27 protein-coding genes and 1 pseudogene are annotated in these 23,346 nt (G+C 60.8%); 12 read left to right on the top strand and 16 right to left on the bottom strand.

Features of this window, described 5'->3' with window-relative positions; genetic code table 11:
* Positions 1 to 3: 3 nt before the first annotated feature.
* From ACMGE0_RS21695 to ACMGE0_RS21685, 3 genes are read right to left on the bottom strand one after another with little or no spacing between them, the layout of a single operon-like run.
* The gene (locus ACMGE0_RS21695) at positions 4 to 300 is read right to left on the bottom strand and encodes a TrbC/VirB2 family protein (protein WP_436817965.1); all 297 of its coding nucleotides are present in this window, start codon (positions 298 to 300) and stop codon (positions 4 to 6) included.
* A 3-nt stretch (positions 301 to 303) separates the two neighbouring features.
* On the bottom strand, positions 304 to 999 hold the full coding sequence (locus ACMGE0_RS21690) for a lysozyme family protein (protein WP_436817964.1): 696 nt from the start codon (positions 997 to 999) through the stop codon (positions 304 to 306).
* Positions 1,000 to 1,004: 5 nt separating this feature from the next.
* The gene (locus ACMGE0_RS21685; protein WP_436817963.1) at positions 1,005 to 1,331 is read right to left on the bottom strand and encodes a hypothetical protein; all 327 of its coding nucleotides are present in this window, start codon (positions 1,329 to 1,331) and stop codon (positions 1,005 to 1,007) included.
* A 350-nt stretch (positions 1,332 to 1,681) separates the two neighbouring features.
* Here ACMGE0_RS21685 and ACMGE0_RS21680 point away from each other — a divergent pair, with 350 nt between their 5' ends.
* The 5 genes from ACMGE0_RS21680 (at position 1,682) to ACMGE0_RS21660 (ending at position 4,434) form a co-directional block, all read left to right on the top strand.
* The gene (locus ACMGE0_RS21680) at positions 1,682 to 1,969 is read left to right on the top strand and encodes a MarR family transcriptional regulator (RefSeq protein ID WP_436817962.1); all 288 of its coding nucleotides are present in this window, start codon (positions 1,682 to 1,684) and stop codon (positions 1,967 to 1,969) included.
* Positions 1,970 to 2,237: 268 nt separating this feature from the next.
* On the top strand, positions 2,238 to 2,549 hold the full coding sequence (locus ACMGE0_RS21675) for a helix-turn-helix domain-containing protein (protein WP_436817961.1): 312 nt from the start codon (positions 2,238 to 2,240) through the stop codon (positions 2,547 to 2,549).
* A gap of 21 nt (positions 2,550 to 2,570) precedes the next feature.
* The gene (locus tag ACMGE0_RS21670) at positions 2,571 to 3,320 is read left to right on the top strand and encodes a LuxR family transcriptional regulator (protein ID WP_436817960.1); all 750 of its coding nucleotides are present in this window, start codon (positions 2,571 to 2,573) and stop codon (positions 3,318 to 3,320) included.
* A 65-nt stretch (positions 3,321 to 3,385) separates the two neighbouring features.
* Positions 3,386 to 4,039, top strand: coding sequence for an acyl-homoserine-lactone synthase (locus ACMGE0_RS21665; protein ID WP_436817959.1), 654 nt, complete (start codon positions 3,386 to 3,388; stop codon positions 4,037 to 4,039).
* Positions 4,036 to 4,434, top strand: coding sequence for a hypothetical protein (locus tag ACMGE0_RS21660; RefSeq protein ID WP_436817958.1), 399 nt, complete (start codon positions 4,036 to 4,038; stop codon positions 4,432 to 4,434). The genes ACMGE0_RS21665 and ACMGE0_RS21660 overlap by 4 nt, the downstream gene beginning before the upstream one ends.
* 107 nt (positions 4,435 to 4,541) lie before the next feature.
* Here ACMGE0_RS21660 and ACMGE0_RS21655 read toward each other — a convergent pair whose 3' ends face one another.
* Positions 4,542 to 5,009, bottom strand: a complete 468-nt coding sequence (locus ACMGE0_RS21655; protein ID WP_436817957.1) for a hypothetical protein — start codon at positions 5,007 to 5,009, stop codon at positions 4,542 to 4,544.
* Positions 5,010 to 5,408: 399 nt separating this feature from the next.
* Between ACMGE0_RS21655 and ACMGE0_RS21650 the strand changes: the two genes are divergently transcribed.
* The 5 genes from ACMGE0_RS21650 to ACMGE0_RS21630 all read left to right on the top strand — a co-directional run bounded on the left by ACMGE0_RS21650 (position 5,409) and on the right by ACMGE0_RS21630 (position 9,327).
* Positions 5,409 to 5,771: a RidA family protein gene (locus tag ACMGE0_RS21650; RefSeq protein ID WP_436817956.1), complete on the top strand. Its 363-nt coding sequence runs from the start codon at positions 5,409 to 5,411 to the stop codon at positions 5,769 to 5,771.
* Positions 5,772 to 5,857: 86 nt separating this feature from the next.
* On the top strand, positions 5,858 to 6,415 hold the full coding sequence (locus ACMGE0_RS21645; RefSeq protein ID WP_436817955.1) for an alcohol dehydrogenase catalytic domain-containing protein: 558 nt from the start codon (positions 5,858 to 5,860) through the stop codon (positions 6,413 to 6,415).
* Between the two features lie 97 nt (positions 6,416 to 6,512).
* Positions 6,513 to 7,721 carry a plasmid partitioning protein RepA gene (gene repA / locus ACMGE0_RS21640; protein ID WP_436817954.1) on the top strand — a complete coding sequence of 403 codons (1,209 nt, stop codon included), beginning with the start codon at positions 6,513 to 6,515 and terminating at the stop codon, positions 7,719 to 7,721.
* A gap of 97 nt (positions 7,722 to 7,818) precedes the next feature.
* Positions 7,819 to 8,826 (top strand): plasmid partitioning protein RepB, encoded by a 1,008-nt coding sequence (repB, locus tag ACMGE0_RS21635; RefSeq protein WP_436817953.1) that lies wholly within the window; start codon positions 7,819 to 7,821, stop codon positions 8,824 to 8,826.
* Positions 8,827 to 8,847: 21 nt separating this feature from the next.
* Complete coding sequence (locus ACMGE0_RS21630) at positions 8,848 to 9,327, top strand: cupin domain-containing protein (RefSeq protein ID WP_436817952.1); 480 nt, start codon at positions 8,848 to 8,850, stop codon at positions 9,325 to 9,327.
* Positions 9,328 to 9,364: 37 nt separating this feature from the next.
* Here the strand turns inward: ACMGE0_RS21630 and ACMGE0_RS21625 are convergent.
* The 4 genes and pseudogenes from ACMGE0_RS21625 to ACMGE0_RS21610 form a co-directional block, all read right to left on the bottom strand.
* Positions 9,365 to 10,377, bottom strand: a pseudogene (locus ACMGE0_RS21625) (tyrosine-type recombinase/integrase); the annotation flags it as partial.
* 86 nt (positions 10,378 to 10,463) lie between these two features.
* Positions 10,464 to 10,871 carry a type II toxin-antitoxin system VapC family toxin gene (locus ACMGE0_RS21620; protein ID WP_436817951.1) on the bottom strand — a complete coding sequence of 136 codons (408 nt, stop codon included), beginning with the start codon at positions 10,869 to 10,871 and terminating at the stop codon, positions 10,464 to 10,466.
* On the bottom strand, positions 10,871 to 11,125 hold the full coding sequence (locus tag ACMGE0_RS21615; protein WP_436817950.1) for a type II toxin-antitoxin system Phd/YefM family antitoxin: 255 nt from the start codon (positions 11,123 to 11,125) through the stop codon (positions 10,871 to 10,873). The genes ACMGE0_RS21620 and ACMGE0_RS21615 overlap by 1 nt, the downstream gene beginning before the upstream one ends.
* A 71-nt stretch (positions 11,126 to 11,196) precedes the next feature.
* Positions 11,197 to 11,556 carry a hypothetical protein gene (locus ACMGE0_RS21610; RefSeq protein WP_436818083.1) on the bottom strand — a complete coding sequence of 120 codons (360 nt, stop codon included), beginning with the start codon at positions 11,554 to 11,556 and terminating at the stop codon, positions 11,197 to 11,199.
* Here ACMGE0_RS21610 and ACMGE0_RS21605 point away from each other — a divergent pair.
* Positions 11,465 to 12,097 carry a DUF1403 family protein gene (locus tag ACMGE0_RS21605; protein ID WP_436817949.1) on the top strand — a complete coding sequence of 211 codons (633 nt, stop codon included), beginning with the start codon at positions 11,465 to 11,467 and terminating at the stop codon, positions 12,095 to 12,097. The two genes, ACMGE0_RS21610 and ACMGE0_RS21605, sit on opposite strands and share 92 nt — an antisense overlap.
* 2 nt (positions 12,098 to 12,099) lie before the next feature.
* Positions 12,100 to 12,798 carry an SMC-Scp complex subunit ScpB gene (gene scpB / locus ACMGE0_RS21600; RefSeq protein WP_436818075.1) on the top strand — a complete coding sequence of 233 codons (699 nt, stop codon included), beginning with the start codon at positions 12,100 to 12,102 and terminating at the stop codon, positions 12,796 to 12,798.
* Between the two features lie 230 nt (positions 12,799 to 13,028).
* On the opposite strand, the gene ACMGE0_RS21595 is transcribed toward scpB, so the two are convergent.
* From ACMGE0_RS21595 to ACMGE0_RS21560, 8 genes are all read right to left on the bottom strand, one after another.
* A complete protein-coding gene (locus ACMGE0_RS21595; RefSeq protein WP_436817948.1) occupies positions 13,029 to 14,069 on the bottom strand; it encodes a 4-hydroxythreonine-4-phosphate dehydrogenase PdxA in 1,041 nt (346 codons plus the stop codon).
* Positions 14,066 to 15,184 carry an ABC transporter ATP-binding protein gene (locus ACMGE0_RS21590; RefSeq protein ID WP_436817947.1) on the bottom strand — a complete coding sequence of 373 codons (1,119 nt, stop codon included), beginning with the start codon at positions 15,182 to 15,184 and terminating at the stop codon, positions 14,066 to 14,068. Before ACMGE0_RS21590 ends, ACMGE0_RS21595 begins: the two co-directional genes overlap by 4 nt.
* Positions 15,181 to 17,124, bottom strand: a complete 1,944-nt coding sequence (locus ACMGE0_RS21585; protein WP_436817946.1) for a glycoside hydrolase family 127 protein — start codon at positions 17,122 to 17,124, stop codon at positions 15,181 to 15,183. The genes ACMGE0_RS21590 and ACMGE0_RS21585 overlap by 4 nt, the downstream gene beginning before the upstream one ends.
* Before the next feature lie 33 nt (positions 17,125 to 17,157).
* Complete coding sequence (locus ACMGE0_RS21580; RefSeq protein ID WP_436817945.1) at positions 17,158 to 18,018, bottom strand: carbohydrate ABC transporter permease; 861 nt, start codon at positions 18,016 to 18,018, stop codon at positions 17,158 to 17,160.
* Complete coding sequence (locus tag ACMGE0_RS21575; protein ID WP_436817944.1) at positions 18,018 to 18,947, bottom strand: carbohydrate ABC transporter permease; 930 nt, start codon at positions 18,945 to 18,947, stop codon at positions 18,018 to 18,020. Before ACMGE0_RS21575 ends, ACMGE0_RS21580 begins: the two co-directional genes overlap by 1 nt.
* 93 nt (positions 18,948 to 19,040) lie before the next feature.
* Positions 19,041 to 20,282 (bottom strand): ABC transporter substrate-binding protein, encoded by a 1,242-nt coding sequence (locus ACMGE0_RS21570; protein WP_436817943.1) that lies wholly within the window; start codon positions 20,280 to 20,282, stop codon positions 19,041 to 19,043.
* Between the two features lie 68 nt (positions 20,283 to 20,350).
* Positions 20,351 to 21,376 carry a LacI family DNA-binding transcriptional regulator gene (locus ACMGE0_RS21565; protein WP_436817942.1) on the bottom strand — a complete coding sequence of 342 codons (1,026 nt, stop codon included), beginning with the start codon at positions 21,374 to 21,376 and terminating at the stop codon, positions 20,351 to 20,353.
* A 175-nt stretch (positions 21,377 to 21,551) separates the two neighbouring features.
* Positions 21,552 to 23,345, bottom strand: coding sequence for a hypothetical protein (locus ACMGE0_RS21560; RefSeq protein WP_436818074.1), 1,794 nt, complete (start codon positions 23,343 to 23,345; stop codon positions 21,552 to 21,554).
* Position 23,346: the final 1 nt, after the last annotated feature.

The following is a 23,346-nucleotide window of genomic DNA, read 5'->3' as shown; positions in this document are numbered from 1 at the left end:
GCGTCACCCGGCGATCGTATTGACGAGTTCGGTGGCGCCGAAAATCCCCCCGATGCCGATGATCCAGAATCCCGCCCTGCGCAGATCCATGTAGCCGAACATCCAGGCGATGCAGATGACGATGACGGCGATGACCGCGAGCAACCGCGCGATGTTGCCGGTCAACAGGGTGACGATGTTTTGCAGCACCGTCTCGATGCCGGCCGATTGGGCAAAAGCCGGCTCCGCCAAGCCGATCGACAGGATGCCCGCCATCGCGATGACGGCGAACAATGGCCTTAACCGAAACGCTGTATCCATGGTCTATTCCTTCCCTTGACTGGAAAAGACGAGGACGGAGGAACTCCGCCCCGACGCAAAGACATCCCAATGTGGAGTTGCAGTACGCGCCGCGGCCACTCCCGTTTCGGCTTCTCGCGGCCGAGCAGGTGGACTGGCGGTGTCTGCCTCGGCCTTTGCAGATGAGCGGGCGAATTCCCGCTGCGGAAGCTGCGCCGGCGGTGAGGTCGCGAGAGTGAGGGTGGCCAGAGCGGTGGAGAGATGCCGTCCCTCCTCGCCGACGCGCCGGTCATATCCGACCATCTCGCCGACCGAGGCATCGCCTTGGCCGTAGTAGGAGCGCAGCATCGTCGCACTCGCGGCGCTTTGCGTGGCCCCGCCGCTGACGGCAATGCGGTAATAGCCCTCAAGCAGCGTTGCGGCGCCTCGAAGGTTCGAGCATGCGTCGAATGCGTCGGACAGCGTCAGACCGAGCCGCGAGATCTGCGAGGAGTTCACGCCGGCCAAGCCGAGATCGAGGCTGTGCCCCTCGGCAATCATGCTGGAGGCAACCTCGATCGCCTCGGCCTTGCTACCTGGCTGCTTCGCAAGTGGATAGCCCGTGTTGATCCGGATTGCCCATGGAGACAACTCGCTTTCGATGCTCGCGATGCCGGCGAGCGTGGTCACTTCGATCGTCGGAGCGCATGTGTGGGCAAGGTCGGCGAATGTGATCGGCATGGGCATCAGAACCAGACACGCCGGCGACCAAGGCCGTCGATCGTCACCTCGACGAAGCGAGGTCTTTGGCGGATGTTCGGCCGCTTGGCGATGTCGGCCTTGCAGACACGGCGACCAGCCTCGAACCGCCATCGGCCGATCGGGGAACCCCCATCGTAATCTCTGCGGCAAAGGCTGTCGCCCACCGTCCGCGCCTCGCTCGATACGCAGGCGACCTCGTTGCCGCTGTCGCCTCGACGGTGGGTCAGTCGAAAACCGGTATCGCAGTAATAGGGTTCGTATCCCGGCCTCGACGCGCTGAAGCCGATCCCCCTGCAGATGGGAAATGACATTCCCCGCGCGAGATGATCCCAGAGCCTCTCCATGGGAGGGCGGCATTCGGAGAACTGTGTCGGGCCGCCTGGGTTCGACAGGCAAAGAAGAACTTGGCAGCCCCAGTCGTCTGCCTTCGCTTTACCGGCTGGTGTGAGATATAACGACATGGCTCCCGCAACCACGCCAAAGGCCCGAATGACACCGCGATCCATGCGACACCCCCTTTCCCCGCTCGCGTCGAATGCCGGCAACCCGGCATATCTCGTCAGCTTTTATTGTCTTATACAATGCAGTTAAGCCGATGCCAAGACCTTTAGCTTCCAATTGGCATGCGATTTCGTTCTCAGCCATGATTCTAAGATTGATCATGGATAATCCCCTTGACGGCGAGACCGCGCAGTCGCGCCTGAAGCAAGTGGGGATGATGAGTGTCCTCTATTACATGTATATCGGGCGCCGTCCGCTGACGCTCTCGAATATCGTTGAGGAAACAGGGCTTACCCGAGGCGGCATCAACGAAAGCGTTGATCAGCTCATCAAGCGGAATATTCTGATCGAGAAGAAGATAAGGAATTCCATGGGGCGAGGACGCGCGCGTCTATTCGAAATTTCGCCGCATATTTTCGAGAAGCTGGAAGCGTTCGAAAAGGCGTAAGGCACCAGCGGACAGGGCCGCGGGCCTCTCGTGAGAACCGTTATATTCGATGGTTTAGATCAGTATTGCACGTTGCAAAACGCTTGCTCATACTGCCTGCTTCGGGTCGAGTGCCTTGGCGGGTCCTTAACCCAGGAATGAGCAGGCAAAATGAATCTTAGCAGAAATCACGCGGCAAAACGGAGGCGAGCACGGAAGTTGGCGCTTCGCGGGGGTCGGTTCAAACCGAGGTTGATCATGTTAATACACGTCCGCGTGAATCGAAGAAATGAGACGATCGGTCCGTGGACGGTTAGGCCATATCCGATGCGATTACGGTATGGAAGAGTACCGCAAGATACTTGCTTACAACCTGCGAAAGGCCCGCAACGCAAGGGGTTTGTCGCAGGAAGCGTTCGCTCTCGAATCCAATATCGATCGTACGTACATTTCCGGTATCGAGCGCGGAAGAAGAAATCCATCCTTGGACATGCTTGTTAAGATCGCGAAGCATTTGGACCTCCCGCCCGCGACCTTGCTGACCCCAAGCCAGCAACGCGATGAACCCTCAACCGAAAAAGGGTCGAGGGCCGGCCGGTGAGTGATTTCGGAGCTTTTGACCATGCACAGACGGTTAGATCGAATTTTCGAGGAGATCGCCCAGGGTATTGAGAAGGTCGATTCCCTCGCCACTGCCCACGACCTGTTGGAGCGCGCCACGCGCCTCTACAACCTTCGCAATATTGCCTATCTCGGGACCAGCATTCCAGGCGTCACGGACCACCACCCTTACCTCGCGGTCACCTATTCGAAGGATTGGGTCGAACATTACAAGAGGGAAAATTATCTCGATTGCGACCCGGTGATCCTTGATGGGTTCAAGCGCCTCCTTCCACTCGAATGGAATGAGTTCGAGGTCTCCAAGCCTCGCCTGAAGAAGTTCTTCGGGGAAGCCGCGGAATTCGGCGTCGGCCGCTACGGAGTGACCGTACCCATCCGAGGCCAGCATGGCGAGAGAGCCTTGTTCACGATAACAAGTGATGTGCCGGCGGCGGAATGGGCCGCGATGCGTCGCATCTACATGCGGGATTTTCAGGTTCTTGCCGCCCATATCCACGAAATGATCCTCCGACTGGAAGGGGTGAAGCCGAAAGCGGTTGCGCTGTCCAGGCGCGAGCGGGAAGTGCTGCTGTGGATCTCCGAGGGAAAGACGGCGCCGGAGATCGCGACAATCCTCGGTCTGTCGACCAAGACGGTCCGGTTCTATCTCGAGAACGCGCGTGGAAAACTCGATGTCGTCAACAATACCCAGGCAGTCGTCAAAGCGATCAACCTAAATCTTCTCTCGGCGACCAAGAATCCGGTCAAGTAACCGTATGTCGGCCCTACAACCCAGATGATAGTTGAAGCGCTCCAACAACTTTTGTGGAGCGTCACATGATCAGGGTGGTAGAAGGTCATCGGCGTGTTCAGCATGCCTCCATGGTTGACGAGATGTACCGCATTCGCGCGGCTGTCTTCAACGATCGTCTCGGGTGGGACGTCACGGTCACGAACGGTCGGGAGATCGACCGCTTCGATGACGAAAATCCGCTTTATTTGATTTCGCTTGACGAGAATACCGGTCGCGTCCAGGGCTCATTGAGGCTGTTGCCCACAACCGGGCCGAACATGCTTCGCGACGTGTTTCCCGTGCTGCTTCCGCCCGACCAGGTGGTCGAAAGCCCGTTGATCTGGGAAAGTTCCAGGTTTTCGATCAATCCGGACATTCCTCACCGCGTCGCCGGAGGCGCGCCGAACGGCCTGTTGAACCAAGTTACGATCGAGCTGCTGTGCGGCATCGTCGAGATATGCCAGCTCGCCGGCATTCGGTTCGTCGTTTCCGTCTATGACGCACGCATGGCCAGAATATTCAAGGCCGCCGACTGCCCTGCGGAAGTCATTGGCACGCCGACCCGCATCGGAAAGGTGATGACCTATGCCGGCCTCTTCGAGATCAGCGACGACATGCGCCGCCGGCTTGGACGGGCCGGTGATCTTTCCTCTCCGGTCCTGGAATCGGCTCGGCAATGCGAGCCAGAGGCGGCATGACCTTGGCGACCGAGCAGGCAGGTTGTTTCGCCATGACTAAGATCGGTTCGCAGATCGGGATGATGCGAAGACACGAGAGCGAACAAGGCGATTCGCGTGAGTCCGCCTTCGGTCGGATTCTCGCTAGCTGGCCAAGAAATGGCACGGTCGATCTTGGCATGGGAATCTTGATCCTCCTCCTCGCCCGGACCGCTAGTCGACAGCAGACCCGTCTGTCCGACCTGCGGCGGCTAGTGACGGATCAGCCTGGTCTCGATGACGCAGTTGCCATGCTCGGGCAACTCGGAGCAGTCCGCTTTCTGCGAAGCCAGGCCGGCTCGGGCCACGAGGACGACGTCCTTGTGCCAGTGACGGACTCCGATGTCATCACAGCTTGGCGGGACCACTCGCCATGAACCGGCTCGCGCCAAGGGCGTGCTTCGGAATCGCTCACGGGACCGCGAGGCTGCATCGCCGCGCGGTTCCATCGCGGCGCCCCGCCAACAAGCAGGCGTCAGTGACCTCACCCATGCGGAGCGGGCTCGGCTTCCGCCAAGGCTGCGATCAGCATCGCCTCCGCACGGCGCCGATAGCCCGCCCGCAACTCTTCGGTCTCTTTTTCCCACTCCGGAATGTCGCGGCCGATTGCGTCGCCGAACGCCTGATCGCCGGATGCGTCATGGTCCGCGATCGCGTACATGATCTCGCCTTGCTCGGTGTCGAACAGACACTTGCCGGCGGTCTCAAGAACCGCCGGAGTGAGATTGATCAGCCCCGGCTCAGCATCGTCGGAAAGTGCCTGAAGCGCTGCCATGACAACGGCGCAGCCTCGCCGAAGATAGGCCAGCCGAACACGTTCACATTCATCCACCCAGCTTCCGGAATCATCGAGGCTCGACGTCTCAGAAATTTTGTGCTCGGCCAAGCCCTGGCGAAACGTCTCGCGCTCGTGATCGAACAATGCTCGCGCCGCGCGTTCAATCGCGTCCAAGCAAGCATCCGAATCTGATATTTCAAGCATGCTCCACCCTTGGGTCTTTCGGCGTCCGCCCGGACGTTCGATTTTCAGGACGGATTGCCCCTGAAAATTTAGGGGGGACTGGAATTCGGCCGACGTCAAGGGCGGCCGCAGCGGCTGGCGGCCACCGTACCCAGATTTTTAAGGAATGTTCCGGTAGCTGCCGTCACAGCCTGATGCATGGCGGCCAACCGAAGGCGGTGAACGGATGGATCGTCTCGTGGCTCACCTGATCGGACGGCGTACCGGCCCGGCGCGGATAAAATGACCGATTTCGGCCGGGGCTGTCCGCTCTAGGGATCAATGAATGGAAAGCCCGATCCGAACGCTCTGGCAAACACATTGGATCGCGCCAGACAAGGCTGCTTTCGATTGGGACGACTTTCCTGCCCATGCGGACTAATACCGATCACGTCACGAATTCTGCTCTTCGTCTCCGGGCAGGTCGGTAGCCGCGAGGACAGCTCTCCAGAACCTGTTTTCGAGGAGCAAGTCCAACTCGCCTTTACCAATCTTGGCGAGGTTCTGAAGGCGGCAGGTTGCACGTTCGACGACGTCGTGGACGTGACGACATTCCATACCGATCCTCAATCGCAGTTCGGCACCGTCATGGCGGTCAAGGAGAAGATATTTCCACACGAACCCTATCCCAACTGGACCGCCGTGGGTGTGAACTGGCTCGCGGGCTTCGACTTCGAGATCAAGGTGATCGCGCGTATCCCACAGACCCAGTGACACCGTCGACGACTTCTTCAACTCTCCCATAGCCCGCACTAGTGAACTTCGGTCAGGCTCCGCAATGGAGGTGACGAGGCGCCTGGATGACCGAAACGGAAGGATACCCAACGAAGGCAGCCGTCTACGATTTTCCGGGCGACCCGAACGTACTGCGGGAAAGGGACATTGCCGAACCTTCCTGTCCTCCTGATGGAGTTGTTATCAGGGTCCAAGCTATTTCCATCGAAGGCGGCGATCTCATCGATAGGGCGTCCACGAAGCCTCCATCGCCAGGATATGTTCTGGGCTATGCAGCCTCAGGCGAGATCATGGCGGTCGGCCCCGAAGTTCACGACCGTTTCGTGGGCCAGAGGGTGACGAGCTTCGATATGAGCGGATCGCACGCTGCCATGCGGGCTGTCAAAACCACGAGGACCTGGATCGTGCCGGAGGGCCTGGAAATGGCGGCCGCAACCGCCTGCCGAGTCGGCGTTCGGATCATCGGCTGCGATGCGACTACGGCTCAGCGGCGCGCGAAAACATGTGCAAATCCCCATTTGGATCCCAGTCGACGTCGCTGGATACCGCCCTTAACATCCTGCAGTGAAAGGCGAAAGACGATTTCCGGAGAAGATCACGGCCGTCCGTTAAGATCCTGTTAACCCTATTTCCCTTGCGACATTGTGGGAATCGTGGCTTACCTTGAGACGGAAATAACGCGTCTGACGCCCATAAACCGTCTGAAAATCAGAGGTCGCCATGAACGTGATTGACAGACACATCAATCAGGCATCCACTTCCGCACATATCACCCGGTGCGCGGAAGCGTTGTCGGCCAGACTAAGGGCGGTCGGGGAGCGAGCCTTTCCCCCGACCGCGCAAAAGTCCCTGCGGTCCTTCACCTCCGGTGAAGTCGCCGAGATCGTCGGCATTTCCGATGGCTACCTTAGACAGCTGTCGCTTGACGGACTTGGGCCCTCGCCCGGCCTCGGGACGGCTGGCCGGCGGTCCTACACCCTCGAGCAAATCAACGAACTGCGTGAGTACCTGGCACGCGCTCGGCCCAAGGAGGCAAGCCGGTTTTGGCCCCGTCGCCGCCAGGGCGAGAAGCTGCAAATCATTTCCGTAGCGAACTTCAAGGGTGGATCAGCGAAGACGACCACCGCGGTCTATCTTGCTCAGGGTCTCGCCTTGCAGGGATATCGTGTCCTTGCGATTGATCTCGATCCTCAAGCATCGCTTTCCGCGATGTTTGGCTACCAACCGGAATTCGATGTCGCCGAAAACACCACGCTCTATGGCGCCATTCGTTATGACGACCGGCGTGTGCCGATGAAGGAGGTTGTTCGACCGACGTATTTCACCGGAATCAGCATCGTTCCTGGAAATCTCGAGTTGATGGAATTCGAGCATCAGACACCGCGGTTCATGCTCCAGAACCGGGGAAGTCCGGAAGACCTCTTCTTCAGGCGTGTCGCGGGTGCGATCGACCAGGTCGAGCAAGACTTCGACGTCATCGTCGTCGACTGCCCCCCTCAACTTGGCTTCTTGACGATGGGCGCGCTCAATGCCGCAACCGGAATGATCGTCACTGTGCATCCTCAAATGGTCGATGTCGCCTCCATGAGTCAGTTCCTGCTCATGACCTCCGATCTCGTGTCCGTCATAGAAGAAGCCGGCGGCAGGCTCGACTACGATTTCCTACGGTTTCTCATCACCCGCCATGACCCGCGTGATGTCCCGGAGCAGGAGATCGTCGCACTGTTGCGTGATGTGTTCTCAAGCAATGTGATGGCCGCGTCGGCGTGGAAGTCCACCGCGATCGCCAATGCGGGTCTTACAAAGCAATCCCTCTACGAGCTTTCCAGAGGCGCCGTTGGGCGATCGACCTATGATCGAGCGATGGAGTCGATCAACGCGGTAAACCGGGAAGCAATTGATTTGATCAATGGCGTCTGGGGCAGGTAGTGGCTAGGGTTTTCAAGAGAATACAAGACGTTAGCATGTTGTCGGCGGACAACATGCTAACGACGAGAGTTCCTCCTCCGATCGAAAAGGACTGACTATGAGCAAGCGCACCCAATCGATCCGATCGCTGTTTGCAGCCGGTGCCGATGAGGTTCAAACAAGTGAGACCCGCGCACCCACCCAACGGATCACATCTGGAGCAGTCCGATCTTTGCAGGATACCTTTTCGCAGGTCGAACGCGAATACGAGGCGCTGAAGCGGCGTGTGTCTGATGGCGCCCTGCCCGTCGAGCTGGACGCTGGCTCTGTCGATCCTTCTCCATTCGCTGACCGCTTCCTGGATCAGGATGTTGCCGCCATCGAGGCGCTCAAAGCGTCGATCAAGGAGCACGGCCAGGAGATCCCGATCCTTGTTCGTCCCCATCCTGCCGTGGCGGGACGGTATCAGGTCGCCTACGGGCATCGCCGGCTGCGTGCCGCGGCCGCGCTGGGAATCGCCGTGAAGGCGTATGTTCGTGACCTAGACGACGATCGGCTCGTGGTCTCGCAGGGCATTGAAAACTCCGCGCGTGAAGACCTCAGCTTTATCGAGCGTGCGACATTCGCCAATAGACTGGAGGCAGCCGGGTTCCAACGGCCCTTGATTCAATCGGCTCTGTCGGTTGATAGGGCTGAGGTCTCGAAGCTCATCGCCGTGGCTCAGGCCGTGCCCGATTGGCTCGTCGCCGCGATCGGTCGGGCTCCCAAGATTGGCCGAGGACGGTGGCAGGAACTCGCTGACCTGTTTAAGAGCTCCACGTCCGACGTGAAGGCGCGCAAAGCGACCGAGGACAAAACGTTCGGTCACAAGGACTCGGACGACCGCTTCGCAGCAGTCGTTCTCGCGCTGAAGAAGGCGGACGAAAGCAATCCCGCACATTCACTTGCTCCGACCGTCGCCAGATCGAAAGCGGGCGCAGAGATCGCAAAGCTCTCCGTCTCCGCGAAGCACTGCAAGATCCAAATCGACAGGGGCCGTGACGAGGCTTTCGCCGTCTACGTGATGGAGCAGCTTCCCGGTCTGTATGAGAGCTTCAAGAGAGATAATCCATCGTCCGAGGGATGAGCGCCGCATGCGTCTCCTAAAGTGGCAAACTCGCCGGGCCGGATCTGCCCCGCTTTAGGCGTATTGTCTGCCCCGTTCGCGCTGGGAGAGGTCGGATCAAAGACAGAAACGGACTGCGATCGCAGAAGCGCCGGCCTGGACCGCTTCGTGTCAATTTATATCGCGCGTAATCTGTGCGCCAGCATGCCGCAAGTGGCATGCACCCTAGCACTCAACCCGCTGATCAGAGCCATTCTGGCGGATTTCGCCGATCGCGGCATCAAAGTGCCGGAGACCGAAGCCGACCGGCGCCTGGTGCTGGTTGACCAATTCCTGATGGTGCCGCGGCGCGAAAGCTTTCTTCCCGTTTCGGAGGATGCGCTTCTGCGCCCGCTGATTTCGGCGCTGCAAGCAATCCCGCTGGCGGAATGGGCTCGGTGCCTCAAGGCGACGGAAAGACCCTGCAGCGGCGCTTTCACGCCAAGCTCGACCCGGCGTTCAACGAATGGCGGCAAAGACTGAAGCTGGTCGCCTCCCTGTCACTGCTTGATACCGGCCAGCCCGCCGCTTTCCTCAGATTGACGCGGAACCGATCGCACCGGCGCTGATAGCGGCGGTCATCTCGGCCGAGGCGTGGCCGAACTGCTTCTGCACATGGTGTTCGTCGAACTCGGCCGAAGAGGCAAGGCCGGTGTGCAGCGAGTGGCCGGCAAACTTCAGGCCTCGCTCGATTTCCGGCAGATCACCACGGATGCCGGCGCGATCGCAATCTTCTTGACGAGGCGCGCCACCTCCTGGTCGTTCAGGCGGTCGGGGCCGACGGACTTTCCTTGGCCAGTGACGCGACGGAAGAGCGGCGCCTTGGCGATCCAAGCGAACTTGATCCAGGTTTCGAGCGCGGCAATCAGGCAGGTGGCGTCGGACGAGCCGCCGCCGACCTCCACCTCGCGCCAGCCGGTCTCGCCGCGCAGCGTCACAAGCAGGCCTTTGTCGAAATCTCGATCCAGCCCGGCCGTCGGCCGTCTGATCGCGGCCGAGATCGAGCCCGATGATCTCGGAGCGGCCCAGGCCGCCGGAAAAACCGATCAGCAGCATCGCCCGGTCGCGCAGGCCGCGCAGAGAACCGCGGTTGAGCGTTTCCAGCATGGCGACCAAGTCCTCGGGCAGGATCGCTTCCTTCTGACGGGGTGGGGCGGCGTGTTTGTTGCGAATGGCGGCCATCACGGTGGCATGGCGCGGTCCTTACGGTCAAGCGGCATGCCGCGCTGGCACAGTTCCAGCCGATCGCAGAAGACGCCGCTCGATCGTCGAGACTGTATTGGGCTTCATGCCGCGTTCCGCCGTGCCCGCAGCACACGCGGTGGTATAGAGCCCGACCACCGGGGGATCCGGGTGCAGCGGAGACAGATTCTGGCGGCGGCACCAGGCGGAAAAATGCTTCCAGTCCGAGGCATAGGCCTTGCGGGTATTGCTCGAGCTCGCGGCCTCGACATAGCCGCGGGCCCGAGCCGCCAACTGCGCGAGATGGGTCGGCATGTTTGCGCCGGTTTGCGGAGGAGGGGAGGGGAACATGGCGCCCACGGGATCGGTATCGGCCGCCACCTCGCCGACAGGGGAGAGATCGATCTTCGGTGGTTTCGGTCCTGTCGCCTGGCGGCTCATGCCGGCGCCTCCCATGGATTGATCACGAACGCACCGGTGTCTTCGACATCCTTGACGTTACGCGTCACGAGGATCAGGTCGTGAACAATGGCAGTCGCGGCAATCAGACCGTCGATATCGCCACGCGGCCGGATTGCGGCGATGCGGCCCCACTCGACCGCGATCTGGTCGGTCACCGGCAGGATGCGGTCACCGTGGTCGTGGCGCAGCTTGCGCAGCCATTCGGCGAGGTGGGCCGCAGCCTTCGGATCTGATTTCTGTTTGAGGGCAATGCCGCGCATGATTTCGCCGAGTGTCAGCGCACTCAGATGAACGCTGAGCGGATCGACGGAGCGCAGCCAGGCGACCGCCTGCGGCTTGCCGCGTCGCGCCTCCGAGACGATGCTGGTATCGACGAGATACATCAGAAGACCACGTCGCGGCTGGGGGCCTTCGCGCGCACTTCGACCGCGTCGGCGAGCGCATCGTCCCACGCGGTACCGCCGAGCAGGTCGTCGACCAACGTCGGCCGCCCAGCGCGCAGAGCGTCGTAGTCATGGGCGGACAGCACCACGGCCGTGCGCTCGCCGCGCAGGGTGACGATCTGCGGTCCTTCGTGACGCGCCTTCTGCACCACCTTCGAGAACTGGTTCTTGGCGTCTTGTAGCTGCCATTCCATCGTTTTGCTCCAGACTAGCTAGACTGTCTAGCTATATACCAAAGTTTACCAGCCGGTGAAAGCGCAGATGTTCAGCAGAGGATTCGTTCGCGACCGCTACTGCAACAACTGGTCGCCACGGCTGCCAAGCTGGGCGGTGTCGCGCTGAAATCCTTGGACGATCTGATCCACGCCAATCCGCCATGGCTCGGCTGCTGGCCGATCGCCTTGCCCTCAAATCGGCCGTCACCGCTGCCAGGATGCTCGGCCGGATGAGGACGAGAATGGCATCCGCGACCCGGTTTTGCTGGCCGCCGCGGGAGATGATCCCAGGCCGGCAAGCTGTTTTGGGCCACCCGAATGCTGATGCGCCGATCCGATCCGGCCCGGTCACGACGTCCTTCGTTGAGGAGCTGGCCGATCTTCTCGGACTTCGCTGGGATGATGGCCATGGCGGTTCCGGATCTGGTCGATACAGCCGCCCAGTCTGGGCGAGCCGCACCCTTCGCGGTGGCGGACCTGATCACAGCGATCTCGGCGGTTCGCCCGGACGCCGAGGTGCTGGCGCTCGGCCTGGCCGACGTCGTCCTGGCGAACAAACTGAACTGGCCGAAACCTGCGCCACTGTTGTTGCCCGAGCGCTTTGGGCCCGCGTTCCGCACCATCGGCGGCTGCGGTCGCGTTCGACCGGGCGAGACTGCCTATCCGAAAGCGATTTGCCAAGCATTGGTCGACGACGTTGAGGCCGCGCTGCGGTCTGCGGTCAAAATCGACCGCCGGGCCGCACGGCTGCTGGCGGTTGCGCCAAAGGTTCGGACCAAAGGCGCCGAGTCGGTGATCCGCAAACTGCTGAACGAGGACGCCGTGGCCGCTTCGGCGCCTGGCAGCGATCTATGCCGCTGGGCAGCAAACCGGCTGCTCGAGCGTCTGGAAAGTTTCGAGGCGGTGCGCGAGCTCTCCGGCCGGTCCTCGTTTCGGATATTCGGGTTGTGACGATGGCGGGAGCGAGCACCGCGAAAACCAGGCGCCGGCCGTCGGACAGGAATCCACAACACGCTATGTTGTATGACCGGGAGCTGGAGGATCTGCCGCCGGAACTGCGCTGGCGCGAATGGATGCTGCGCGTCGAGGCGGTGATCTTCGCTTCCGCCGAGCCGGTCAGTCGCGAGACGCTGGCGCGGGTGGTGGGAAAAGATTGCAGCATCGATCTGCTCATCGACGATTTGCGCGAGGAACTTGGTTCGCGGCCTTACGAGTGGGTGTCAGTCGCCGGCGGCTGGCAGCATCGGACCCGACCGCGGTTCGCCGAGACGATTCACGCTTCCTTGGCGCCGACAAGTGGAGGGGCCGCAGCGTTGTCGGAGTTCGAGGCGATGGTGCTGATGGCGGTGGGATATTTCCAGCCGGTCACGCGCGGCGAGCTCTCAAAAATCTTCGGCAGGGAAGTCAGCCGCGACGTCATCGGCGGTTTGCGGGGCGCGGGTTTCATCGGCTCCGGGCCACGCAGCCCGACGCCAGGTGCCCCATATACCTACGTGACGACGCCACACTTTCTCTCGGCCATCGGCATGGAGACTTTGCGCGACCTGCCGAACATCGCTGGCCTTCTGAGCCGACATCCGGTTCAAAACGAAATCGCCGCCGCAGAGGGCGGCGAAAACGAGACGGATGAGGAATCGTCGACTATCGATTGAAGCCGGCTAGCCGTGGCGATCAGCGCTGGGCTGATAGGCATCGCCGCCGGCGCCGGCGCGATCGACAGGCTCAACTTTATCGGGAAGAGAAGCAACTGATGGAGCGGTGCGGTTATCGGAATAGGTAGCTGTCATGCTTTAATCTGCTCGAACGGCCGGACCTTTGCGGCGTCTTACAAGCGTCGCGCCAGTCGCTCAATGGTGGCACGTGCTTATCTACGACAGGCACATCACCTGGCGGGCGCGATACTTTCTTTGTCAGCCACCGCGGTCATCTTGGCGGCGAGCAGAACGGCTTCTTCGCTTGCCAAAGAATTGGCGATTCCCTGACCGGCGATATCGTAAGCAGTTCCATGAGCCGGCGTGCACACCGGGAAATGGAGTCCTCCAAGCATCGTGACGCCGCGTTCGAATCCAATCAGCTTCATGGCGATCTGCCCCTGGTCGTGATACAGTGTCAACACGGCATGATATCGACCCTTTAGAGCGGTCACGAAAACCGTGTCTGCCGGATGCGGGCCGGAGACGTCGAAGCCTTCGGCAGCAGCGGCCGCGACGGCGGGGCCGATGATGTCGATTTCCTCCATGCCGAAGCTGCCGCCATCGCCTGCGTGGGGGTTCAGCGCTGCCACAAGGATGCGCGGACCACTGATGCCTGAACGTTTCAGGCATTCCGCCGTCAGGGCGATCTCGGCGCGGATACTGTCGACAGTCAGGGTGGCAGCGACGGCCTTGAGCGGAATATGCGACGTCACCCGCGCATTCCAGATCGTGTCCAGCACATTGAACTCCCTGACCCGATCCGTAAGCCGCAGGTGTTCCGCGATGAAACGGCTTTCGTCGTCATAGCCTGGGTGGGCCAGACGCATGGCCTTTTTGTTGAACGGCATGTAGCAGACGCCATCCACCCGACCGAGGTTCGCGAGCGTGAGAGCGGTTTTGAAATTTTCGACTGCAAATCGTCCTCCGGCGGCCGTCGCCTCACCAATTGGCACCTCTTTCGGGTCGAGGTTGCCGAGGTCGATCAAAACCGGTCGGTTGGCAGGCCCGATCTCGTCGGCGCTCCGCGTCTCGATGTCCAAGGTGAGGCCGACACCTCTGGCGCCTTGTTCGAGGATGCGTCGGTCTCCGACCACCACCAGCCGAGTGGCGGACGCGATCCTGCGCGATGCAACGACGCGCGCGGTGAGTTCGGAGCTGATACCTGCGGGATCGCCCATCGCAAGTGCAATAAGGGGTCGATAGGTCTTAGTTTCGAGTTTCGACGTCATGCCGTGGCCGCCCTGACCGTTTCGATTGGCCGCAATCGCTCGCCACCGACGGAAAAAAGCCGAAGCCTTCCGGCGACGCAGTGCAGCCAGACCTCCTCCCCAGAGGCATAGTCGCTGCCGTCGCGCTGCTCGACAGTGATGCTTTCTCCGCTCGGAAGATAACAATAGAGGTAACGCGTGCTGCCGAGATATTCGGAAAAATCGACCTTGGCCCGAAATGCGGTGCCGGATGCAGCGCCCACCTGCAGATGTTCGGGTCGAAAGCCGAGTTTGATCGGGTCGCCCGCGCTCACGCCCGTCAGCGAATGATCGAATGCGATGACCGCATCGGCCGCCTTCACACGTCCGTCGCCGGCATAGATGGCGTCCACGATGTTCATGCGCGGCGAGCCGATGAAGCCGGCAACGAACAGGTTGTTTGGATCCTCGTAGACCTCCCGCGGTGTACCGACCTGCTCAATGCGGCCGTCGCGCAGCACGACAATCCGATCCGCCAGCGTCATCGCCTCGGTCTGGTCGTGCGTGACGTAGATCATCGTGTTGCCGAGTTCCCGATGCAGCCGGGCGATCTCGATGCGCATGCTGACGCGCAATTCGGCATCGAGATTGCTCAGCGGCTCGTCGAACAGGAAGGCGAGGGGTTTTCTCACGATGGCCCGGCCGATCGCCACGCGCTGGCGCTGGCCGCCGGAGAGCTGGCCCGGGCGACGCTGCAGCAGCGGACCGATCTTGAGGATCTGGGCCGCGGCCTGCACCTGCCGCTCGATTTCGTCGGCGGGTGTCTTGGCCATTTCCAGGCCGAAGGCGAGGTTTTCGCGAACGCTCATATGCGGGTAAAGCGCATAGGACTGGAACACCATCGCAATGCCGCGCTTGGCTGGATCGAGATCGGTGACGTCCCGGCCGGCGATGAGGATATCGCCCGACGTTACATCTTCCAGCCCCGCGATCATGCGCAGCAACGTCGATTTTCCGCACCCCGAAGGACCGACGAAGACGATGAATTCGCCGCCGTCGATGGAGAGGTCGATGCCGTGGATGATGTTCACGGCGCCGAAGCTCTTGCGGACATCGCGCAGTTCGATCTTTGCCTTTTCGTGTGAGGTCGCTGTCATCTTTGCACCCTAACCCAGACAAGCATCTCCCCCGGCGCCCGGTTGTCCCAGAGGTGGTACGGGACGAAGCGAACGCTGGCCTCTTCGAGCGTCGGCGTTTCCGTATCGTAGAGTTTGCCGTCCCAGCCGCTCCAGCGTTCGCGGCACGCCTTCACGTCGATGGCAACGGCGCGGCCCAATCCTTCGGCCGAAGCAGGCTTTGCATTGGCTGCATCGTCGGCGACGAGGAGACTGTTCAACCCTGCGGCATTGTCAACTTCCTCCGCGCAATAGATCATCGGCCCACGGGCCAGTGCGACACGTCCGAGGTCTGCCTTCACCTTGGGATTGGCGTAAATGAAGCGGACGTCCATGGGCAGGTCGAGCTCGACGGTTTCTCCGCCGCGCCACTGGCGGTCTATCCTCAGGTAGCCATTGTCCTCGATCGCTGCGACGTCCAGAGGCTGTCCATCTATCGAGACCGAGGCCTTGCCGCACCAGCTAGGCACGCGCAACGCAAGCTTAAACGACGCCGGCGCATCGAGCCCGACGCTGATCGTGATGCGGCCATCCCACGGATAGTCGGTTCGCTGGGTCAGCGTAAGCTGCGTCGTACCGACCATCAAACGGGCGGTACTTTCGCCATAGAGATGTACCGCCGCCTCGTCCGCCGATACTCCGTACATGTAGCTTCCGATGGAAGCCACGGTGCGGGCTATGTTCGGCGGGCAGCAGGGGCAGCGATGCCAGGTCCAGCGATGATGGGTTCCGCGGCTTTCCAGGGGGTTGTCGTAGAAGAACGTCGCCCCATCGGTGGCCAGCCCCGACAGAGCGCCATTGTAGAGCGCCTGCTCCATGATATCGGCATAGACCCGGTCCGGGCCGCGGCCCAGCATCCGACTCGCCACCATGATCAGGCCGACGGCGGCGCAGGTTTCCGCATAGGCGCTTTCGTTCGGCAGGTCGTAATAGTCGGTGAAGCCTTCGTTGCTGGCTGCCGGGCCGATGCCGCCGGTGACATACATCTGCTTGGTGGTAAGATCATCCCACAGGATCTTCAGGGCATCCGTCAGGCTGTCGTCGCCGAATTCGGTCGCGACATCCGCCATGCCGGAATAGAGATACATGGCGCGCACCGCATGGCCGATGACCTTCGTCTGCTGCCGCACCGGCAAGTGCGACTGGTTGTATTCGTAGGTCCGGTGCCGGAACTGCCGGGGATCGACTCCGCGCTCGGCCGCTTCCAAGTCGAAATAGTGCGGTTGCTGGCCGCGCTGTTCCACGAAATAGCGGGCGAGGTTGAAGTAACGCTGTTCGCCGGTCGCACGGCCAAGGCGGATCAGGGCAAGCTCGATTTCCTCGTGGCCACAATATCCGGGTTTCTGCCCCGGGCCGAGCCCGAATGTCTGGTCGATGTGGTCGGCGTAGCGGCACATCACTTCCAGGAGCGTGCGTTTTTTCGTGGCATGGAAATAGGCGACGGCGGCTTCCATGAGATGGCCGGCGCAGTAGAGTTCATGGCAGTCGCGCAGGTTGGTCCAGCGCTTACCGGGCTGCATGCGGATGAACCATGAGTTCAGATAGCCGTCCGGGAGCTGCAGTTTGGCGAACATTTCGATGATGGCATCCATCCTGGCCTCGAGGTCCGGGTTAGGCTTCCGGTAGAGGGCATAGGCTGCCGCCTCGATGACCTTGGCAACGTCGGAATCCCAGAACATCTGGACATTCACGGTGTCCGGCGAGCCATCCGGGCGCAGGTGGAACGGCATGCGCACGTCCGGCACCGGCCGGTCGGGATCGATCTGATCGAACATGCCGGCTGCGACGCAGCGGTCGTAGAGTATCAGCACGGTCTTGTCGGCGATGGCGTCGATGCGGTCGCCCCAGAAACCATGGACGTCCACATCCGGGACGGCGGGCGGGCGGAAGCCATTAGCAACGGGTTTTTCCAGGGATGCCATGAGCAATATCATCCATTCGTTCGGTTGTTGATGTCACTTGACGGCGCCCGCGGTCAGGCCGCGGATGTAATAGCGCTGAAGCAGAAGGAAGAGGGCGAGACACGGCGCCATCATCAGCGTCACGCCGGATTGCACCGCTCCCCAGTCGATCGTGCCGAACTGACCCGAACGGACCGCTGCCATCAGCACAGGCAGGGTGTATTTCTTCTGGTCGGTCAGCAGGATCAGGGCCGCGAGGAACTCGTTCCAAGATGCCAGGAAAGCGAATATCGCGACGGTGACCACGCCCGGCAGTACGAGCGGCAGCATGATGCGGTAAAGCATCCTGAAAACCGATGCTCCATCGACGCGTGCGGCATCTTCGATCTCCTTCGGCACCGCGTCGAAGGCGTTGCGCATCATGAAGATCGAAAAGGGAAGGTGCAGCGTGACGTAGACGAGCACGATCCCAGTCAAAGTGTTTTGCAGACCGAGCTTCGTGAGGATCAGGAAGAGCGGCGTCAGGATGGACTGGAACGGGATCATCACAGTGGAGATGATCAGCACGAACAGCGTGTTCTTGAACGGAAAGTTGAACCGCGAGAAGCCGTAGCCCGCAAAGAGACTAACAACGACGGAAGCAACAACGGTCGCGAGGGAGACGGTGAGGCTGTTACCGGTGTAGGTCCAGATGCCTGCGCCGTATTTCGCCAGGTTGTCGTAGCTTTGCGTGCTGAAGCTCTCGACAGGCCAAGGCGGCAGCGGCGGTTGCCGGGCCTCAACAGAAGGTTTGAAGCTGACCAGCACGCTCCAGACAAGGGGCGCGAGAAACAACAGGCCGGCAAAGATGCCGATGCCATGATATCGCACGGTTTTAAGCAGCTGACGGGGAGAAGCGTTTCTGGTGGCAGTCATCACAGGCCCTCCGGATTGCGGAGCAGCCGCAACTGCACGACGCTGATGACGACGAGAATGGCAAGCAGGACCATTGACAGGGCCGCGCCATATCCCAGGCGGAACGAGCCGAACGATTGGCTGAATATCCAATAGACTGCCGTCACTGTGCTGTTTTGCGGGCCGCCGTCCGCGATGATATAGAACTGGTCGAAGGCGAGCATGGAGCCCGCCACCGAGAGGATCAGCGCAAGCGCAATCGTCCGGCGCATCAGGGGAAGCGTGATCCTGCGGAAGCGCTGCCAGGAGGAGGCGCCATCCATGCGGGCAGCCTCCTGAACCTCTGTAGATATACCCTGCAGGCCCGTCATCAGGATGATCATGTTGAAGCCTGCCGTCTTCCAGACCACCATGACGACGATGGACCAGAATGTCGTATCGAACTCGGCAAGCAGGTTGACGCGTTTTGCCGTGAGCCCCAGATTTGCCAGAAGCGGCGAGAACAATCCGGAATCGACGTCAAGCAACCAGGCCCACAGCAGACTGGCGGAGCCAAAGCCGACCACCACCGGCAGGAAGAAGGCCGTCCGGTAAAACTTGACGAGCGGTCGCGTTTTCTCGGCAAACAGCGCCAGGGGGAATGCCACCGAGAAGATCGCGATCGTAACGATCACGGTGTAATATACCGTAAAGCGCAGGGACCTCCAGAACTGCGCATCTTCCAGCAGCCGCGTATAGTTGCCGATCCCGATGAACCGGGGCTTGCCGAGTAGCGGCCAGTTGTGAAGGGACATCCAGAACGCCATGCCGAGCGGAATGACGAAGAATATCAGGACCAGAGCGAGGGCCGGGGCAACGAAAAGCAGACCGGCGAACTGGTTGCGGCGGAGCCGGGTGCTGCGCCGGCGAACAGGCACGACGGCAGCGGATTGAAGTGGAAGTGCGGTCATGGCAAATCGTCCCTAGCGTCGGCCTCGCCTCCCGGGACGGATCAGACGACCGCCCGGGCTGGCAGCGAGACAGATGTCAGTTGCTTGGCAGGGTCAGTTCGACGCGTCGATGATCGACTGCATGGTTGCTTGTGCCTTTGCGACCGAGCCCTTCACGTCATCGCCAAACAAGACCTCGTTCAGCATCTGCTTCCAGGGGCCGGTGCTGCTGTTGATGATATCATTGTAGACGGGAGACGACGGGGTGCGGCCGATCTTCATGGCTTCCGTCGCGACCTGATAGCGGTCGTCGAGCGACTTGATCGCTTCCGTGGCTACATCGGCGCGGGTCGGCAGGCTGCCGCCCTTGGCGAGCAAAGTCTGGCCTTCAAGCGAATAGACGAACTCCAGAAACTCCTTGGCCGCCTTCAGATTGTCCCGTCCCGCCGTAACCACGAAGTTGTCGCCGCCGCCAAATGACGCCTTGCCGCCGTTCTTGCCAGGAATGAAGGTCACGCCGAAATCGACGGTCGGATAGTTCTTGACGAGATTGCCGATGGCAAAGGCGCCGATCGGCGACAAACCGATCTTGTCGGTGGCGAAACCGCCGAAGAAGTTCTTGCCGGAATCCGTCTTGGCACTTTCCGGAACGTAGCCTTTGGCGACCATGCCGCGATAGAAATTGATCGCATCGTGCATCTGCGGCGAGTCGAGCGTAGCCTTCTTGCCGTCGTCAACAAGGATATCGCCACCGGATGCCCAAATCAGCGGCATGAACGTAAAGGCGTTGCAGCCGCCGCAGGCTCCGGCGAAATAGAAGCCGTTGACGCCGTCGCCCAAGGCGTTCACCTTGCCTGCAGCCTCCTCGATTTCCGCCCAGGTGGTCGGCCCTTTGTTGGGATCAAGTCCGGCTTGCTTGAAAAGCTTCTTGTTCCATAGAAGAACCGAAGCGTCAGCCGACATCGGCAGGGCGTAGATCTGCCCTTCATACGTACCGGCGCCAACATGCGCCTTCGACAGCTGGTCGAAGTAGGGCAGGCTCTTCGCCATGTCGGTCAAATCTTCCAGAACGCCGGACTTGGCGAAGGCCGGCGCATAGACGAGGTCGAGCGACACGAAATCCGGAGCAGACCCACCTGCCGCGGCGGTTGCGTATTTCTGCACCATTTCGGTATTGGGCACGATCTGCAATTCGATCTGCGTCTTATGCTTCTCGTTGAAGGCTTTGATCAGCGTCGGCATGAAGGCCTCGCTGCTCGAGCGGGACCACATGGTAAGTTTTTGTTGTGCTGGTGCTGATGACGAAAGTGCGCCAACGACGGTGGCGGCGAGAGCCGCGATCTTGAGCAGTTTCATATGAGGTCTCCTCCCTCTTGAACCGATTTATCCAACTGTATCTGGCATGCGGTACCCTTACGAAGTCATCATGAGCCGCGCACAACGAGCGTGCATGGCATCCTCCATAGTCCCGGTTCGACAGCTTCGCCATTCACGAGCCGCATAAGCGTTTGTCCCGCCTGCCGCCCGAGTTCCTTCAAGTTCATGTCTATCGTGGTGAGCGGCGGCCGGGTCTGCTCCGCGACGATCTCCCAATTGTCGAAACCCACGACCGACACGTCCCGGGGCACATCGATCTTGCGCTCACGAAGAGCATCGACCACGCCTCGGGCGATCTGGTCGTTGCCGCAGAAGATGCCGTCCGGCCGGTCACTGCCTGACCAAAGCACATTGACAGCTTCATGGCCCCAGAGTTCGGACCAGGATCCCCGCATGATGGCGGACCCCGATATGGACAGGCCGGCGGCTTGCAGCTTTTCTGTGAACGCCGTGGCACGTTCTTCAACCACCCGGAAACTCGCGGGGCCAGTGATATGAACAATTCGCCTGCGGCCCTGACGAATGAGGTGGCCAACCGCCTCACGTGTGCCTTGACTGTCGTCTGGCACAATCGTTACCGCATCGTCCGGACCGGCCGTCAATGCGTAGACAACCGGAATAGGAAGATGCGTAAGATCAACGGGAAGCAGCCGGTCCACGCGCTTGCCGGTAGCGATAATCCCGTCGATTTGCTTGTCCAGCATCGCGTCGACATGCGTCTTCGCGAGCTCCGGATTGTCCTCGATGGCGCACAGGAAGACCGAAACGCCATGGTCGATCAGGCCCTCAGAGATCCCGGCCATCACCGGCAGAGTAAAGCGTCCGTAGGTATCGTCCGTCAAAAGGCCCACGGTGAAGCTCCGCTTTCGAGTGAGGCTGCGGGCGAGCGCATTCGGGCGAAAACCGAGATCCAATGCCACTTGCTTGATACGGGCGCGCGTATTACTCGACACCCGCCCAGTTCCATTGAGCGCTTTCGATGCAGTCGCAGTGCTGACCCCCGCGGCCGCCGCCACATCGTAAATCGTAATTCGAGCATCGAGATTGGCTGCGGCCACGCTCATCGTCTCCATGGGAAACCGGTTTCTCAGACGCATATACCATAACAATCTTCATGAGAAAAGGGTTTCCCATGGTCATTTCTTAATGTTCAGAGCCGGGGCTGCAGAGCACTAATCTGGAAGCACCCCTCGGGGTAGTTCCTTTGGGCGAAACGGTTGGAGTGCTCGGATGCTCCACCCTTCCTGACTAAGCGGCCTCCCAAACCCGGTTCAAGATCTTTGCCGCGAGCGCCGTCTTGTCTTGAGGGAGGAAGCGGCCGTAATGCTGCTGCACCACGTCCGGTGTGTCCTGGATCGCGTAGCTCGCCTGCTCGTAGGATCCGGTCTGCTTGAGGATGTGCGTTGCCAGGATATCCCGAACGTTGTGCGGCCCATGTGGCAGTAGGCCCTTGATCGCACCGCGGCCGGTATAGGGATTATAGATGCCATAGCGCTGGATGATCGTCCGCCAGGCCTCATAAAACTTTGTCGAGTCGTAGGCCGCATCATAGCTCGTCGTCTTCACGGTTTTAACGAAGAATGTTCCGGGATCCTTGGCACCGCCGAGCAACACACCGCGATGCCGGTCGATATAGGCCTCCAGATATTTGTAGAGATCGAGCAGATCAGGGAGGATCAGCCGGAACGGCTTTTGCCCGAAGAAGGATGAACCGGAATTCTTGAAGGCAACGGACGGGATCAACACTTCCCAGCCGCGCTCCCGGTCGCTCCACCGCAGCTCTCCGCACTTCATGTCTTCCAACCGGCGCTCGGAGGTCGGAAAATGGCCACGCGGGCAAAGGCGAAGCTGGCGAAGGTTCTTCTGCCGAAGTCCCAGATGCAATCCGAGCCGAAGCATCAGGAATGAGCGGACAGCTTCTGCGGCCGGTCGCGGATAACGATCCTGGTCCGGCTTGCGCTTCAAGATCTCATCGGTGATCTTGCGATATTCCGCCAATGGACTGTTGGCTTCCAGGATCACCATGATCGGCTCAAACGGATCGCGGTGCACGCGCATCACCCGCTGCACCTCCTTGGATCGATTGGCAGCATGCCGATGGAACGCATCGCAGGCGCCGTGCCAATCGCGCGCAGCGAACTCGATCTCCTCTGGTGCGATGAGGCCTTCGATCGGCCTGACATTCTTCAGAAGCTCCGGGTGCTGCCGGATCCAGCCCACCTCTGCCCGAGTGAGGGCTTGCGCCACCATCAGCATGTCCTCTTCCCACTTGGTATAGAAGCCACGCCGCTGCTCGCGCCACTGCAGGTACCAATCCCAGACGCCCGGAAAGATCAGCAGGCCGAAGGTCAACTGACTGAGCGGCACGCCGCGCCCCTTGACGATGCCGATAGGCGAAGCAGCCAGCGCGCCGAACATCAGCCCAAGATGTTCGATCTTCTGCGATGCGGTTTCTTCGCCCCAGACACCGTTGCGCTGGAAGCCGATCGCTGTCAGCGTCGAGGTCTTGAAGCGGATCAGATCCGCCATCTCCATCGCCAGCCGCGGCGGCGCGTCGACAACGCCGGACAAAAGGTCTGGATCCTCGAACGTTTCTTCCGCAGCGCGATCGGCGCCGGCGGGTAGCGTGAGCGATCGCGGAGACAACGAGCCTCCGCCATAGGTGACGCCGGGAAAGCGGATGGCATACCGTTGTTTGCTGGCCGCTGCCTGGTAGCGGCGGTAGTCGGTCGAGCCGGAAATGATGACCCGCCGTACCCAGTCGAGGATCTCCTCGCGCTTCGAGAACGGCAGGCTGCCGAAATCTTCGGGCAGATGCCAGGCCAGTCTTCGTCGCTCGGCAGGGCTGATGTCGTCCAGGTCGGGGCCATGAAGAGACCGGGATTGGTGCGGCAGCTTCTCCCTGAAATATCCTTGTCGCAACTGGTAGCGCCGCTCGATGCGGGAGAGGATTTCGAAGCTGGCAATGGATCTTGGTGCGCGTTCGCCCTGGATCCAGGAGAGCAGCGTCTTGGCGTCAAAGTTCTCGCCGAGGGGAACGATC

Origin of the sequence: Neorhizobium descurainiae, assembly GCF_051400715.1 — a bacterium.
GTDB lineage: Bacteria > Pseudomonadota > Alphaproteobacteria > Rhizobiales > Rhizobiaceae > Neorhizobium.
Note: the sequence above shows the minus strand (reverse complement) of the source record. Positions and strands in the feature narration are given on the sequence as shown.

Bases quoted from the DNA above. Each gene is read 5' to 3' on its own strand.
- ACMGE0_RS21695 (WP_436817965.1), bottom strand. From the start codon at position 300: ATGGATACAGCGTTTCGGTTAAGGCCATTGTTCGCCGTCATCGCGATG.
- ACMGE0_RS21690 (WP_436817964.1), bottom strand. From the start codon at position 999: ATGCCGATCACATTCGCCGACCTTGCCCACACATGCGCTCCGACGATC.
- ACMGE0_RS21685 (WP_436817963.1), bottom strand. From the start codon at position 1,331: ATGTCATTTCCCATCTGCAGGGGGATCGGCTTCAGCGCGTCGAGGCCG.
- ACMGE0_RS21680 (WP_436817962.1), top strand. From the start codon at position 1,682: ATGGATAATCCCCTTGACGGCGAGACCGCGCAGTCGCGCCTGAAGCAA.
- ACMGE0_RS21675 (WP_436817961.1), top strand. From the start codon at position 2,238: ATGAGACGATCGGTCCGTGGACGGTTAGGCCATATCCGATGCGATTAC.
- ACMGE0_RS21670 (WP_436817960.1), top strand. From the start codon at position 2,571: ATGCACAGACGGTTAGATCGAATTTTCGAGGAGATCGCCCAGGGTATT.
- ACMGE0_RS21665 (WP_436817959.1), top strand. From the start codon at position 3,386: ATGATCAGGGTGGTAGAAGGTCATCGGCGTGTTCAGCATGCCTCCATG.
- ACMGE0_RS21660 (WP_436817958.1), top strand. From the start codon at position 4,036: ATGACCTTGGCGACCGAGCAGGCAGGTTGTTTCGCCATGACTAAGATC.
- ACMGE0_RS21645 (WP_436817955.1), top strand. From the start codon at position 5,858: ATGACCGAAACGGAAGGATACCCAACGAAGGCAGCCGTCTACGATTTT.
- repA (WP_436817954.1), top strand. From the start codon at position 6,513: ATGAACGTGATTGACAGACACATCAATCAGGCATCCACTTCCGCACAT.
- repB (WP_436817953.1), top strand. From the start codon at position 7,819: ATGAGCAAGCGCACCCAATCGATCCGATCGCTGTTTGCAGCCGGTGCC.
- ACMGE0_RS21620 (WP_436817951.1), bottom strand. From the start codon at position 10,871: ATGTATCTCGTCGATACCAGCATCGTCTCGGAGGCGCGACGCGGCAAG.
- ACMGE0_RS21615 (WP_436817950.1), bottom strand. From the start codon at position 11,125: ATGGAATGGCAGCTACAAGACGCCAAGAACCAGTTCTCGAAGGTGGTG.
- ACMGE0_RS21605 (WP_436817949.1), top strand. From the start codon at position 11,465: ATGCTGATGCGCCGATCCGATCCGGCCCGGTCACGACGTCCTTCGTTG.
- ACMGE0_RS21610 (WP_436818083.1), bottom strand. From the start codon at position 11,556: ATGGCCATCATCCCAGCGAAGTCCGAGAAGATCGGCCAGCTCCTCAAC.
- scpB (WP_436818075.1), top strand. From the start codon at position 12,100: ATGGCGGGAGCGAGCACCGCGAAAACCAGGCGCCGGCCGTCGGACAGG.
- ACMGE0_RS21595 (WP_436817948.1), bottom strand. From the start codon at position 14,069: ATGACGTCGAAACTCGAAACTAAGACCTATCGACCCCTTATTGCACTT.
- ACMGE0_RS21590 (WP_436817947.1), bottom strand. From the start codon at position 15,184: ATGACAGCGACCTCACACGAAAAGGCAAAGATCGAACTGCGCGATGTC.
- ACMGE0_RS21585 (WP_436817946.1), bottom strand. From the start codon at position 17,124: ATGGCATCCCTGGAAAAACCCGTTGCTAATGGCTTCCGCCCGCCCGCC.
- ACMGE0_RS21580 (WP_436817945.1), bottom strand. From the start codon at position 18,018: ATGACTGCCACCAGAAACGCTTCTCCCCGTCAGCTGCTTAAAACCGTG.
- ACMGE0_RS21575 (WP_436817944.1), bottom strand. From the start codon at position 18,947: ATGACCGCACTTCCACTTCAATCCGCTGCCGTCGTGCCTGTTCGCCGG.
- ACMGE0_RS21570 (WP_436817943.1), bottom strand. From the start codon at position 20,282: ATGAAACTGCTCAAGATCGCGGCTCTCGCCGCCACCGTCGTTGGCGCA.
- ACMGE0_RS21565 (WP_436817942.1), bottom strand. From the start codon at position 21,376: ATGGAGACGATGAGCGTGGCCGCAGCCAATCTCGATGCTCGAATTACG.